The 13,378-nt window shown below is 71.5% G+C and carries 11 protein-coding genes and 2 pseudogenes; 7 read left to right on the forward strand and 6 right to left on the reverse strand.

Translation table 11 applies throughout. The features are described from left to right. Positions 1-26: 26 nt before the first annotated feature. On the forward strand, positions 27-2,000 hold the full coding sequence (locus ACZ4RZ_RS24760; protein WP_467747625.1) for a DUF5107 domain-containing protein: 1,974 nt from the start codon (positions 27-29) through the stop codon (positions 1,998-2,000). Positions 2,001-2,165: 165 nt separating this feature from the next. Here the strand turns inward: ACZ4RZ_RS24760 and ACZ4RZ_RS24765 are convergent, their stop codons facing one another. Beyond that, complete coding sequence (locus ACZ4RZ_RS24765) at positions 2,166-2,519, reverse strand: VOC family protein (RefSeq protein ID WP_467747626.1); 354 nt, start codon at positions 2,517-2,519, stop codon at positions 2,166-2,168. 295 nt (positions 2,520-2,814) lie between these two features. Here ACZ4RZ_RS24765 and ACZ4RZ_RS24770 point away from each other — a divergent pair, with 295 nt between their 5' ends. Together ACZ4RZ_RS24770 and ACZ4RZ_RS24775 are read left to right on the forward strand one after the other, a co-directional pair. Then, positions 2,815-4,161 carry an NAD(P)/FAD-dependent oxidoreductase gene (locus ACZ4RZ_RS24770; protein WP_467747628.1) on the forward strand — a complete coding sequence of 449 codons (1,347 nt, stop codon included), beginning with the start codon at positions 2,815-2,817 and terminating at the stop codon, positions 4,159-4,161. Beyond that, positions 4,158-6,005: a transketolase gene (locus ACZ4RZ_RS24775; RefSeq protein WP_467747630.1), complete on the forward strand. Its 1,848-nt coding sequence runs from the start codon at positions 4,158-4,160 to the stop codon at positions 6,003-6,005. The genes ACZ4RZ_RS24770 and ACZ4RZ_RS24775 overlap by 4 nt, the downstream gene beginning before the upstream one ends. Before the next feature lie 204 nt (positions 6,006-6,209). Here the strand turns inward: ACZ4RZ_RS24775 and ACZ4RZ_RS24780 are convergent, their stop codons facing one another. The 3 genes from ACZ4RZ_RS24780 to ACZ4RZ_RS24790 all read right to left on the reverse strand — a co-directional run bounded on the left by ACZ4RZ_RS24780 (position 6,210) and on the right by ACZ4RZ_RS24790 (position 8,867). Next, on the reverse strand, positions 6,210-6,380 hold the full coding sequence (locus ACZ4RZ_RS24780; protein ID WP_467747631.1) for a hydrophobic protein: 171 nt from the start codon (positions 6,378-6,380) through the stop codon (positions 6,210-6,212). Between the two features lie 42 nt (positions 6,381-6,422). Beyond that, complete coding sequence (locus ACZ4RZ_RS24785) at positions 6,423-7,244, reverse strand: class I SAM-dependent methyltransferase (protein WP_467747633.1); 822 nt, start codon at positions 7,242-7,244, stop codon at positions 6,423-6,425. A 129-nt stretch (positions 7,245-7,373) separates the two neighbouring features. Further along, positions 7,374-8,867 carry a bifunctional phosphatase PAP2/diacylglycerol kinase family protein gene (locus ACZ4RZ_RS24790; protein WP_467747635.1) on the reverse strand — a complete coding sequence of 498 codons (1,494 nt, stop codon included), beginning with the start codon at positions 8,865-8,867 and terminating at the stop codon, positions 7,374-7,376. Between the two features lie 309 nt (positions 8,868-9,176). On the opposite strand from ACZ4RZ_RS24790, the gene ACZ4RZ_RS24795 reads away from it, so the two are divergent. From ACZ4RZ_RS24795 to ACZ4RZ_RS24810, 4 genes and pseudogenes are all read left to right on the forward strand, one after another. Continuing rightward, the gene (locus ACZ4RZ_RS24795; RefSeq protein WP_467747637.1) at positions 9,177-10,796 is read left to right on the forward strand and encodes an ATP-binding cassette domain-containing protein; all 1,620 of its coding nucleotides are present in this window, start codon (positions 9,177-9,179) and stop codon (positions 10,794-10,796) included. A 151-nt stretch (positions 10,797-10,947) separates the two neighbouring features. Continuing rightward, positions 10,948-11,246: pseudogene (locus ACZ4RZ_RS24800) on the forward strand (DUF6158 family protein). After that, a complete protein-coding gene (locus tag ACZ4RZ_RS24805; protein ID WP_467747639.1) occupies positions 11,243-11,821 on the forward strand; it encodes a TIGR03086 family metal-binding protein in 579 nt (192 codons plus the stop codon). Before ACZ4RZ_RS24800 ends, ACZ4RZ_RS24805 begins: the two are co-directional and overlap by 4 nt. A 56-nt stretch (positions 11,822-11,877) precedes the next feature. Next, positions 11,878-12,384: an AraC-like ligand-binding domain-containing protein gene (locus ACZ4RZ_RS24810; protein WP_467747640.1), complete on the forward strand. Its 507-nt coding sequence runs from the start codon at positions 11,878-11,880 to the stop codon at positions 12,382-12,384. On the opposite strand, the gene ACZ4RZ_RS24815 is transcribed toward ACZ4RZ_RS24810, so the two are convergent. Next, positions 12,365-12,907, reverse strand: coding sequence for a type 1 glutamine amidotransferase domain-containing protein (locus ACZ4RZ_RS24815; RefSeq protein ID WP_467747641.1), 543 nt, complete (start codon positions 12,905-12,907; stop codon positions 12,365-12,367). The two genes, ACZ4RZ_RS24810 and ACZ4RZ_RS24815, sit on opposite strands and share 20 nt — an antisense overlap. 26 nt (positions 12,908-12,933) lie before the next feature. Further along, positions 12,934-13,378 (reverse strand): annotated as a pseudogene (locus ACZ4RZ_RS24820) (CBS domain-containing protein).

Below are 13,378 nucleotides of genomic sequence, written 5' to 3' on the forward strand. Positions count from 1 at the left end.
GGTCAGCTCCTCGATGACCATGTTCCATGGTCATCGTGACGACGATCCGACGTGACGTACTGACGATTCCCGCCGCCGAGTTGGGTCCGAGCAACCCGCTGCCGCCGCTCCGGCCGCTCGACGAGATGCACCGCATCGACGAACGGGACAAGGATGGCCTGCCGCGCGACATGGCCCGCCAGATCGGCTACGAGCCGCTGCGCAGCGTCCTGCCCGAGCGCATCCGGGACGGGTACGAAAGACAGCGGGCGCCGCGCGAGGTCGACACGATCGTGATCGAGAACGACCGGCTGCGGGCCACCGTGCTGCCCGGCTACGGGGGCCGTGTCGTCTCGCTCTTCCACAAGCCCTCCCAGCGTGAACTCCTCTACCGCAACCCGGTATTGCAGCCCGCCTGCTTCGCCCTCAACGGAGCCTGGTTCTCCGGCGGCATCGAGTGGAACATCGGCGCGACGGGCCACACCACCCTGTCCTGCTCGCCCGTCCACGCCGCGCGCGTCCCCGCCCCCGACGGCGGCGAGATGCTCCGGCTGTGGGAATGGGAACGGCTGCGCGACCTTCCCTTCCAGGTCGACCTGTGGCTGCCGGACGGCTCCGACTTCCTGTACGTCGGCGTCCGCGTCCGCAACCCGCACGAGAAACCCGCGCCCGTGTACTGGTGGTCCAACATCGCGGTACCCGAGGAGCGCAGGGTGCTGGCACCGGCCGACGAGGCATGGCACTTCGGATACGAGCGGCGGCTGCGGCGGGTGCCGGTACCGGAGTTCGAGGAGGTCGACCGCACGTATCCGCTGAACAGCACCTTCCCCGCCGACTACTTCTACGAGGTTCCCGACGGGCGGCGACGCTGGATCGCCGCGCTCGACGACGCCGGCGACGGACTCGTGCAGACCTCCACCGACGTGCTGCGCGGGCGCAAGCTGTTCGTCTGGGGCTCCGGTCCGGGCGGGCGGCGCTGGCAGGAGTGGCTCACCGAGCCGGGGACCGGCGGATACTGCGAGATCCAGGCCGGGCTCGCGCGCACGCAGCTCGAACACGTACGGCTCGACGCGGAGAGCGATGTGTCCTGGCTGGAGGCGTACGGACCGTTGGCCGTGGCCGCGGAGGCGGTGCACGGGGCGGACTGGGAGGCGTCCCGGGCAGCGGCTGAGGCCCGGCTCGAAGCCTCCCTGCCCCGGGGTGACGTCGACGCCGCGTACGACGCCTGGTTGCCGCACGCCGACGCCGATCCCGGCGAGGTGCTCGCGGTCGGATCCGGCTGGGGCGCGCTCGAAGTGCGGCGGGCCGCCTACAAGTTGCCGGGTACGCCCTTCGACGAGTCCACGCTAAGTGACGCGCAGGCGCCGTGGCTGCAGCTGCTGCGGTCCGGAGCGTTTCCCGAGCCACGGCGGGTCGGTCCGCCCGGTGAGACCCTGGTCGCGTCGCACTGGCGCGACATGCTGGAGACCGCGCCCGCCGTACCGCTCGCCGAGTACCACCTCGGCGTCGCCCAGTGGCACGCGGGTGATCTGGCGCAGGCGGTGAGGAGTTGGGAACGAGCACTCGAACTCGCCCCGTCCCTCTGGCCGTTGCTCCGCTGTCTGGCCGTGGCCGACCAGGAGGCGGGCAACCGGGAGCGGGCCGCCGACCGGTACGCCGAGGCGTTCGACGATCTGTGCCGGGAGCGGCGGGACGACGGTGAGGTCTGGACCGCGGCCACGGCGGCGCTGGGGCGTGAGGCGATGGGAGCCCTGCTCGCGGTGCCGCGGGTGGCGGATGCGCGGGCCGTTTGGGAACGGCTTCGGCCCGCTACGCGCTCGCGTGGGCGGTTCCGGTTGATCGAGGCGCAGTTGCTGCTGGCGGAGGGGGAGGTGGGGGCGGCTCGGGGTGTCTTCGACGAGGGGTTCGACGTTGCGGATCTGAGGGAGGGGGCCGAGGTGATCTCGGAGCTGTGGGCTCGGTTGACGGATGAGCCGCTGCCGGGGCGGTACGAGTTCCGGATGCGGCCGCCCGGCGAGTGAACGTGGGGTGTTTTCGCCCCTCCGCCCCTGCCCGTCCCGTGCCTGGGTTGTTCGCGCGGTTCCCCGCGCCCCTTCAGGGGCGCGGGGAACCGCGCAATCTTTTAGGGGGGTCTGGGGGCGCAGCCCCCGGGTACGGGACGGGCAGGGGCGGAGGGGGCGAAAAAACTACTCAGTCGTCCGGCGGTCCACGTACTCGTACACCGCCCCGTCCGGATGCATCGCGATCAGGTTGCGGCCCACCGGCGTCGCGACCGGCCCCGCCAGAATGCGGGCGCCCGAGTCGCTGAGAACGCGATGGGCCTCGTCGACGTCCTTGACGGCGATGGTCGCGGCGACCTTGCGCAACACGTCCAGCTCGGCATCGGGCCCGCTCATCAGCAGGAAGCAGCCGACCGCGGCGACCGAGACGCCGCCACGCTCGAAGCGGAGGGCGCGCCCGCCCGCCAGTCTTTCGTAGAAGGGGACCGAGGCCTCCAGGTCGTCGACGCAGATACGCAGCGTGGCTCCCAGAATCTCCATGCGCAGGAGCCTAGTTGGGTCCGACGGCGGAGGAGATCGTTTCGCGCGGACGGGGGCTCGGCCCAGACGGTCGGGAGAGGAGACACCGTCTGGACCGAGAGATCAAGAGACCGCGCGGCCGGGCGACCGGCGGGACCCACCCAGCGACCGAGCGACAGGGTGTCCGGCGGGGCCCGGTCACCCGGTCGAGTAGCCCGGGAAGTGTGCCCCGAAACGTCCAGCGCCCCCGCGTTTGGGTGCCCTGACCAGGGGGACGCGGAAAGCCTCGTACGAGCGACACCGCCGGAGGCGAAACGTGAGTCGACCCCGCATTCTGATCGTCGGTGCCGGCTTCGCCGGGTATCGGACGGCCCGCACCCTGTCGCGGCTGACCCGGCACAAGGCCGACATCACCCTTCTGAATCCGACCGACTACTTTCTGTATCTGCCTCTGCTGCCCCAGGTCGCCGCCGGGGTCCTGGAGCCACGCCGTGTCACCGTCTCGCTCTCGGACACGCTGCCCCACGTACGGCTGGTGCTGGGTGAGGCCGACGGCGTCGACCTAGACGCGCGCACCGTGCACTACACGGATCCGGAGGGCGACGGGGGCACTCTGACGTACGACCGTCTCGTGCTCGCCGTCGGCAGTGTCAACAAGCTGTTGCCGGTGCCGGGTGTCGCCGAGTACGCGCACGGCTTCCGGGGGCTGCCCGAAGCGCTGTATCTACGGGATCACGTGACCCGGCAGGTGGAGCTGGCCGCCGCGTCCGACGACCCCAAGAGCTGCGCGTCGCGGTGCACCTTCGTGGTGGTCGGCGCCGGGTACACCGGGACGGAGGTCGCGGCGCAGGGGCAGTTGTTCACCGAGGCGCTGGTACGGAAACGGCCGCTGCGCGAGGGCATACGACCGCGCTGGCTGCTGCTCGACATCGCGCCGCGCGTGCTGCCGGAGCTGGACGAGCGGCTCTCGCGCACCGCCGGCCAGGTGCTGCGGCAGCGCGGCGTCGACGTGCGCACAGGGACCTCGGTCGAGGAGGCCACGCCCAGCGGAGTCCGGCTCAGTGACGGGGAGTTCGTCGATACGCGGACGCTCGTGTGGTGTGTCGGCGTCCGGCCCGATCCGCTGGTCGAGGGGCTCGACCAGCCCCTCGAGCGTGGGCGGCTGATCGTCGATCCGTATCTTCAAGTGCCCGGCCGGCCAGAGGTGTTCGCGTGCGGGGACGCGGCCGCCGTACCCGATCTGGAGAAGCCGGGCGAGTACACGCCGATGACCGCTCAGCACGCCTGGCGGCACGGGAAGGTCGCGGGCCGCAATGTCGCCGCCTCGCTCGGCATCGGCGGCCGCCGTGCCTATCGCCACCGCGATCTGGGCTTCACCGTCGACCTCGGCGGCGCGAAGGCGGCCGCCAACCCGCTCGGCGTCCCGCTGTCGGGGCCGCTCGCCGGAGCCGTCACCCGTGGCTATCACCTCGCCGCGATGCCCGGAAACCGTATCCGCGTCGCGGCCGACTGGCTGCTGGACGCCGTACTGCCGCGCCAGGCCGTGCAGTTGGGCCTGGTCCGCTCGTGGTCGGTGCCGCTGGACACCGCCTCGCCGGAGCTGGCGAGGGCGCCCGGCGTGCCCGGGAAGCCCGAGAGCCGACCGGAAGGAGAGTCGTCATGAACACCCGTCAACTCATCGATCTCGCCCAGCAGTTGCGTGTGGACAGCGTTCGCGCCTCCGCAGCCGCCGGCTCCGGGCACCCCACGTCCTCCATGTCCGCCGCGGATCTGATGGCGGTGCTGATGGCCCGCCATCTGCGTTACGACTTCGAACGCCCCCAGCACGCCGGCAACGACCGCTTCGTGCTCTCCAAGGGGCACGCCTCACCGCTGTTGTACGCCGCGTACAAGGCGGCCGGGGCCATCAGCGAGACCGAGCTGCTCACCTTCCGCAAGCTGGGCAGCCGGCTCGAAGGACACCCGACGCCGCAGCGGCTGCCCTGGGTCGAGACGGCCACCGGCTCGCTCGGACAGGGGCTGCCCGTCGGGGTCGGCATCGCGCTGGCCGGGAAGCGGCTGGACCATACCGGATACCGCGTCTGGGTCCTGTGCGGCGACAGCGAGCTCGCCGAGGGCTCCATATGGGAGGCCGCAGAGCACGCCGGATACGAGCACCTCGACAACCTCATCACGATCGTCGACGTCAATCGTCTCGGCCAGCGCGGGCCGACCCGGCACGGGCACGACCTGGACGCGTACGCCCGCCGGTTCCAGGCCTTCGGCTGGCACACCGTCGAGATCGACGGGCACGACGTCGACGCCGTCGACCGCGCGTACACCGAGGCCGAGTCCACCGCCGGACAGCCGACCGCGATCCTCGCCCGCACCCTCAAGGGCAAGGGCGTCGCATCGGTCCAGGACCGCGAGGGCCTGCACGGCAAGCCACTGCCTGACGCCGACGAGGCGATCGCGGAGCTCGGCGGCGTGCACGACCGCCGGGTGGAGGTCCAACCGCCGCCCGCCGCAAGGATGTTGCACGCCGTACGGTCGGGCCATCTCGACCTGCCCCGCTACGAGCTCGGCGACAAGGCCGCCACCCGGGACGCCTACGGACAGGCGCTCGCCGCGCTCGGCACCGCCCGCGGCGACATCGTCGTCCTGGACGGCGAGGTGAGCGACTCGACGCGCTCCGAGTTCTTCGCCAAGGAGCACCCCGACCGCTTCTTCGAGTGCTACATCGCCGAGCAGCAGCTGGTCGCGACCGCGGTCGGCATGGCCGCGCGCGGCTGGGTGCCGTACGCCTCGACCTTCGCGGCCTTCCTCAGCCGTGCATACGACTTCGTCCGCATGGCCGCGATCAGCGGCTCCGGCATCAACCTCGTCGGCTCGCACGCGGGCGTCTCCATCGGACAGGACGGGCCCTCGCAGATGGGCCTGGAGGACCTGGCGATGTTCCGCGCGGTGCACGGTTCGACCGTGCTGTACCCGTGCGACGCCAACCAGACCGCGAAACTCGTCGGCACGATGGCGGGCCTGGAGGGCATCCGCTATCTGCGCACCTCGCGCGGGGGCACTCCCGTCATCTACAGCCCCACCGAGGAGTTCCCGGTCGGCGGCAGCAAGGTGCTGCGGGCCTCCGGCAAGGACCGGCTGACCCTCGTCGCGGCGGGTGTCACCGTCCACGAGGCCCTGGCCGCCGCCGAGTCGCTCGACCGCGAGGGCATCCGGGCGAGGGTCGTCGACCTCTACTCGGTCAAGCCCGTCGACCGCACCACCCTGCGCGAGGCCGCCCAGGACACGGGGTGCCTCATCACCGTCGAGGACCATCGCGAGGAGGGCGGCATCGGCGACGCGGTCATCGACGCCTTCCTCGACGGCCGCCCGGTGCCGCGCCTGGTGCGCCTCGCCGTGCGGACGATGCCGGGTTCGGCCACGCCTGCCGAGCAGCTGCACGCCGCGGGCATCGACGCCGAGTCGATCGCGGCGGCTGCACGACTGCTGGTGGAGATGGCCATCGTGCGCTGACCTCTATCGTGGCCCGGCCGGGCCTGCCCAAAAGGGTTGTGGCGGCCATTTTCAAAGCCGTCCACAAACGCCGCCCATAAACGCCGTTCACAAAGAGAACGGTGAGTACAAGAATCGACTGCAAAGACAAAGAACATGAAATGCGGCCCGAGGTCTGAAAGCCAGACCTCGGGCCGCTTGGCCGTTACTTCCCAGGGAACGGATTCACCACCGGTACCAGCGCCCCCTGCCTCCCGAGGCGCTCGTACCGCGCATCAGGAATCCGAGGAGCCACAGGACGAGAACCGCCAGTGCTATCCACCACAGAAGTTTCACTGCGAAGCCCGCGCCGAAGAGAATCAGCACCAGAAGCAGTACCAGCAGGATGGGAATCATAATGTGAACCTCCTGCTGACCGGGTTTCCTGAAGCGGCCGGATTAGACTTCCTTTCGGCAGAGAATTTCTCCGTGCAGTACGGAGAACCAGCCGTCCTCCTGCCGCCCCCATTCCCGCCAGGCGTCCGACACGGCCCGCAGCTGTTCCGTGGTCGCGTGGCCACCCTTCGTGGCGCGTTCCGCGTACGCCGAGGCCAGCGTGCGGTCCGCCCACAGGCCGCTCCACCACTCCCGCTCGTCCTCGGTGGCGAAGGTCCAGGTGCTCGACGTGGCCGTGATGTCCCGGATACCGGCCGCCAGCGCCCACGACTTCAGACGCCGTCCCGCGTCGGGCTCGCCCCCGTTGGCGCGGGCCACCCGCAGATACAGGTCCTTCCAGTCGTCCATGCCCTGCGACTGCGGGTACCAGGTCATCGCCGAGTAGTCCGAATCGCGGACGGCGATGAACCCGCCCGGCTTGGCCACCCGGTACATCTCGCGCAGCGCCTGGACCGGGTCGCCCACGTGCTGCAGTACCTGGTGGGCGTGGACCACACAGAAGGTGTCGTCCGGATAGTCCAGCGCGTGGATGTCCGCGACCGCGAACCCGAGGTTGTCCAGGCCGCGTTCGGCTGCCACGGCCCGGGCCCGGTCCAGGATCGCCGACGCGTGGTCGACGCCCGTGACATGCCCGTCGGGAACCAGTTCCGCCAGGTCGGCGGTGATGGTGCCCGGGCCGCAGCCGATGTCCAGGATCTTCATGTGGGGCTTCAGCGAGTCGAGCAGGTACGCCGCCGAGTTGGCGGCGGTGCGCCAGGTGTGCGAACGCAGCACGGACTCGTGGTGGCCGTGCGTGTAGACGGCGGTCTCCTGCGACTTCGACATGACCGTTCCCCTTCGCGTCTTCTCGTCGGTTACGTATCACCGTACGCACTCATGTCGAATAGTGAGACCCATGTCTTGCTATGTGGACCTGGACGTCGCATCGACTGAATCGACTGCCGTACGGACCGTTCAGCGAAGGGGGAGCGGCCGGTAGACGGTGAGTGCCTCGGGCATCTTCCGGAGCGTCACCTCGCCCTCCACCTCAGTGACTTCACCGTCGTACGCGAGGAGGGTGCCGGGGGCGACACCGTCCAGGCGCAGGTGGCGCACTCGTTCGGCGGCGTGGGCGGGGGAACGGGTGAGCGGGCCGGCGAAGGCGGCGGCCAGCAGACGGACGGCGGGGCGGCGGCCGCCGTGCACGACCCGTACGTCGAGCCGTCCGTCCGAGAGGTCGAAGCGGCGGGCCGGGGCGAGACCCACGCGGTGATACGTCCCGTTGCCGGCGAACAGCAGCCACAACGGGTGCGCGCGGCCGCCCAGTTCGGCGCGCAGCGGATGGTGGTCGGCGCGCAGGACGCGCAGGGCGCCGAGCACTCCGGCCGGCCAGCCGCCGATCCGCGGCGACCAGCGTTCCCGTTCACGCACCAGTTCCGGATAGACGCCCAGGCTGCAGGTGTTGAGGAAGATGCCCTGCGTGACGCCCGACGAGAACCGGCCTACATCCACGCGTACCGCGTCACCCTGCTGGAGGGCCCGGATCAGGTCGCGTTCGCCCTCCACGCCGAGGTCCTGGGCGAAGTGGTTGAGGGTGCCGCCCGGGAGGACGGCGAGCGGGAGGCCGTGGTGCAGGGCCACCTCGGCGGCGGTGTTCACGGTGCCGTCGCCGCCGCACACGCCGAGGACCCGGGCGCGGTTCGCGGCCTTCTCCAACTCTGTCTGGATGTCGGACGGTTCGCACTCCACGATCTCCGCGTGCGGCAGGGCTTCACGCAGCGCGTTCACCCGGTCCGGGGTGCCGGCGCCCGTGTTCGCCACCATGACCAGGCCCTCGCCGTCCGGGAGCGCGGGCGCGTCGACGCGGGGGCGGCCGGGTGACGGGAGCTGGTCGCGGGTCGGGACCAGGCCGCGTACGGCGTAGGCGGCGCCCACGCCCAGGGCGGCCCCCGCGAGGACGTCGCTCGGGAAGTGGACGCCGGTGTAGACGCGGGAGACGGCGACCGCGGCGGCGAGCGGTGCGATCGCCGCGCCCCAGCCGCGGGACTCCAGGGCGACACCCGTCGCGAAGGCCGCGGCGGAGGCGGCGTGGCCCGACGGGAACGAGGTGGTGATCGGCTGGCGCTTGAGCTGTCGGATCAGCGGGACGGGGTCCAGGGTCGGGCGGGGGCGGCGGACCGAGCGCTTCCCGATGGTGTTGATGGTGGCGGAGGCGAGGGCGAGGGAGGCGAGGCCTCGGGCGGCGGCCCGGCGGGACCTGGGGGTGCGGCTCGCCGCGAGTGCCGTGGCGGCGGCGAGCCAGAGTGCGCCGTGGTTGGCGCTGCGGCTCAGCCTGGGGAGGAGGCGGTCGCAGCCCGGCCAGTGCCGGGCCGCTGCCGCCTCGAAGAAGCGGCAGTCCGCGGCGAGCAGCCGGTCCCTGAGCACGTGCGGCCCCGGCGGGCGGACGGTGAGGTCTACGTCTGGGGTCATGGCGGTGCGGGTACCCGGAACGAGCGTTTCCTCGCCCCCTCCGCCCCTGCCCGTCCCGACCAGCCCTTCGGCTGCGGGTGGGTTGGGGTTGTTCGCGCAGTTCCCCGCGCCCCTTAAAGGGGCGCGGGGAACTGCGCGATCTTTTAGGGGGGTCTGGGGGCGCAGCCCCCAGGGACGATGGGGGTGCCCCGCTCGAGCGAAGCCGAGAGTGGGGGAGGGCAGGGGCGGAGGGGGCGAAAGAACCGTTGGCAGGGGGCCACCGAATACGCGTTTGCCCATTGCCCCCGGCTCCCCGGAGAATGCCGCCTCATGGGACATCTCGAAGCCGCGCATCTGGAGTACTACCTTCCCGACGGGAGGGCGCTGCTCGGCGACGTGTCGTTTCGGGTGGGGGAAGGGGCCGTGGTGGCCCTGGTGGGGCCGAACGGCGCAGGGAAGACCACGTTGCTGCGGCTGATCTCGGGGGAGCTGAAGCCGCACGGGGGGACCGTCACCGTGGGTGGCGGGCTGGGCGTGATGCGGCAGTTCGTGGGGTCCGTACGGGACGAGACGACCGTACGGGAGCTGCTCGTGTCCGTGGCGCCGCCGAGGATCCGCGAGGCGGCCAAGGCCGTGGACGCCGCCGAGCACGCGATCATGACGGTGGACGACGAGGCCGCGCAGCTGCGGTACGCGCAGGCGCTGTCCGACTGGGCCGAGGTGCGCGGATACGAGTCCGAGACACTCTGGGACATCTGCACGATGGCCGCGCTGGACGTGCCGTACGAGAAGGCGCAGTGGCGGCAGGTGCGGACGCTGTCCGGGGGCGAGCAGAAGCGGCTCGTGCTGGAGGCCCTGCTGCGCGGCACCGACGAGGTGTTGCTGCTCGACGAGCCGGACAACTATCTCGACGTACCCGGCAAGCGCTGGCTGGAGGAGCGGCTCAAGGAGACCCGCAAGACCGTTCTCTTCGTGTCGCACGACCGGGAGCTGCTGGCTCGCGGCGCCGAGAAGATCGTCAGCGTCGAGCCCAGTCCGACCGGCGCGGACGCCTGGGTGCACGGCGGTGGATTCGAGACCTATCACGAGGCGCGGCAGGAGCGGTTCGCGCGGTTCGAGGAGTTGCGCAGGCGCTGGGACGAGAAGCACGCCCAGCTGAAGAAGCTGGTGCTGAATCTGCGTCAGGCGGCCTCCATCAGCCATGAGTTGGCGTCCCGGTACCAGGCCGCCCAGACCCGGCTGCGGAAGTTCGAGGAGGCCGGACCGCCTCCGGAGCCGCCGCGCGAGCAGGACATCAGGATGCGGCTGCACGGCGGACGCACCGGCGTCAGGGCCGTCACCTGCAAGGGACTTGAGCTCACCGGGCTGATGAAACCGTTCGACCTGGAGATCTTCTGCGGCGAGCGGGTCGCCGTGCTCGGCTCCAACGGCTCCGGCAAGTCGCACTTCCTGCGCCTGCTCGCCGGTGGCGGCGTGGCGCACACGGGGGAGTGGAAGCTCGGTGCCCGGGTCGTCCCGGGGCACTTCGCGCAGACACACGCCCACCCCGAGCTGGAGGGGCGGACCCTGCTCGACATCCTGTGGACCGAGCACGCCCAGGACCGCGGTGCCGCCATGTCCCGGCTGCGCCGCTACGAGCTGACCGCGCAGGCAGAGCAGCGCTTCGAGAAGCTCTCCGGCGGCCAGCAGGCCCGCTTCCAGATCCTCCTGCTGGAGCTGGAGGGATCCACGGCCCTGCTCCTCGACGAGCCGACCGACAACCTCGACCTGGAGTCCGCGGAGGCGCTCCAGGAGGGCCTGGAGGCCTACCAGGGCACCGTGCTCGCGGTCACCCACGACCGCTGGTTCGCGCGCTCGTTCGACCGCTACCTGGTCTTCGGCTCCGACGGCCGCGTCCGCGAGACCCAGGAGCCGGTGTGGGACGAGCGCAGGGTGGAACGGGCTCGCTAGCGCCCGGCCCGAGGGAGCGCGCCGGCACGCGCACCGAGGGCCACTTCCGGCACAGCGCACGCGCATACGTGGGCCCGGAACCCCGGATGTTCGTAGAGTGGAGGGAGACAGGTGAGTTCCATGGCTCCTTCCCGGACGCCGCTCGGGGCGACTGCTTGCCGGGCGGGTACGCGGACCGCACCGAGGACACGACGAGCGGGGTACACCATGACCGGAGTCGACCCGGGCCGGCTGGACGACCAGCAGCTCATGAAAGAGCTGGAAAGCATCCACCGCACGCGCCACGACACACTGCTGCACGGTTCGAACGACGCGCTGCGGACCCACAACGAGCGCATGGCCCAGCTGGAGGGCGAGTACCTGCGTCGCCACCCTCGCCGCCCCGCCAGCGCAGGCCGTACGCGTGACGGGGCCCGGGAGCGGGGATGCACGGGAGCGCCCCCGGCATGACCGGCACGAACCCGCTTCTCATCCGGCACGAGGAAGCCCTCGAGCTGTTCGGCGACCGCGTCCACACGGTCCGGGACGACCAGTGGGACGCCCCCACGCCCTGCTGCGACTGGGCGGTGCGGGATCTCGTCAATCATCTGGTCTCCGAACAGCTGTGGGTGCCCCCGATGGTCCGGGACGGCGCCACCGTGGAGGCGGTCGGCGACGTCTTCGACGGCGATGTGCTCGGCTCCGATCCGGTCGCCGCCTGGGAAACGTCGGCCCACGCCTCCTGTGTCGCCTTCGCCGCGCCGGGCGCCCTCGACCGCACCGTCCACCTCTCGTTCGGCGACACCACGGCCGCCTTCTACTGCGCCCAGATGGTGACCGACCTGGCCGTGCACGCCTGGGACCTGTCCCGGGCGATCGGCGCCGACGAGCGGTTGCCGGAGGACCTCGTGGAGTTCGCGGTGCGCGAGGTCACCCCGTACGCCGCCGACCTGGCGAAGACCGGGCTCTTCGCCGCGCCGGTGGAGCCGCCGCCCGGCGCCGATGTGCAGACCACGCTGCTGTGCCTGCTGGGGCGTGCGCCCTAGCGGAGAGTCAGGGGGCGACTTCCTTCCGGACCACCGACGTCGACCGGGCGCGCCGGATGACCGGCGAGCAGTTCTACGCCAACTTCATGGATGTGCTGGGCGATACGGGCCGGTTCGACGCACGCTTCGACTTCGTACGCTGCGGATCGGTGACCGTCGGTGTCCTCAACTGCGGGGCCGATGTGCGCATCCGCATGGGGGAACTCGGCGACTGGGTGCGGCTCGTGCGGGCGCCCACCGAGGCCGGGCCCGAGGCCGCGGACCAGCTGGATCGGCCGCTGGTCGCCGCGCCGCTCCAGGAAGCGCTGGTGAACGGGTGGCCGCCGGCCGCCGGGCACGGCCACCGGGACGAACTCGACCGGCCCGCACACCCGTTGCGACCCGCCCCCGTTGCCGCATCCATGGGCGCGGCCACGACGGACCCCGGCGGCCTCCGGCCCGGCACCTACCCCGCCGGGGCGGGGACCCTTCGGCCAGCTCCGGTCGCTCCCCCCGGCACTGCACGGGGCCTCCCCGTGCAGGCACCGCACGCACGGCCCCGTGTCACGCCGCCTGACGCGTGAACGCCTCCAGGAGCGCCTCGCGGAATGCCCTGAGATCGGCCGGCTTACGGCTGGTGATCAACGTGTTGGGCCCCTGCTCACAGACGTGCACGCGCTCGTCGACCCAGGTGCCGCCCGCGTTGCGGATGTCCGTGCGCAGGCTCGGCCAGGACGTGAGCACACGGCCCCGGACCACGTCGGCCTCGACGAGTGTCCAGGGGGCGTGGCAGATCGCGGCGACCGGACGGCCCTGCTCGAAGAAGTCGCGTACGAAGGACACGGCCCGCCCGTCCAGCCGCAGGGCGTCGGGGCTGGCCACGCCGCCCGGCAGGACGAGGCCGTCGAAGGACTGGGCCGTCACGTCGGCGACGACCTCGTCCACGGGGAATGTGTCTGCCTTGTCCAGATGGCGGAACGCCTGGATCCGCCCGGGCTTGGTGGACACGAGGACGGGTTCTCCGCCCGCGTCCCGCACCGCCTGCCAGGGATCGGTGAGTTCGATCTGCTCGACGCCCTGCGGCGCCATCAGGAACGCGATACGCATGGGCGCTCCATCTCCCTTCTTGGCCGTCAGAGAGGCGGGCGCGGTGTGCCGGGCCACCGCTCCGGTGCGGCGCGGCTGATGTCGGCGAGTGCCGAGCCCGGGTCCTGCGCCACCGCGAGGTCGCCGAGGCTCACCATCCCCACCGGCCGACCGTCCTCGACGACCGGCAGCCGGCGTACGGCGTGCTCGCGCATCAGTTCGATCGCGGTGGCCACGGCGTCGTCCGGGCCGATCACCACCGGATGGGGGGGTGCACACGGCCTGTGCGCTCACGGTCAGCGGATCGGCGCCGTCGGCTACGGCGCGCAGTGCGATGTCACGGTCGGTGAGAACCCCGATCAGCTCGTGGTCGGCCACCAGGACATCGCCGATGTCCTGGGCCCGCATCAGTTGCGCGGCCTCGACGAGCGAGGCGTCCGGGCTGACCGCGACGACTCCCGGCGTCATGACTTCCCTGACGAAATCTGCCAT

The organism is Streptomyces sp. NPDC027189 (genome assembly GCF_055566975.1).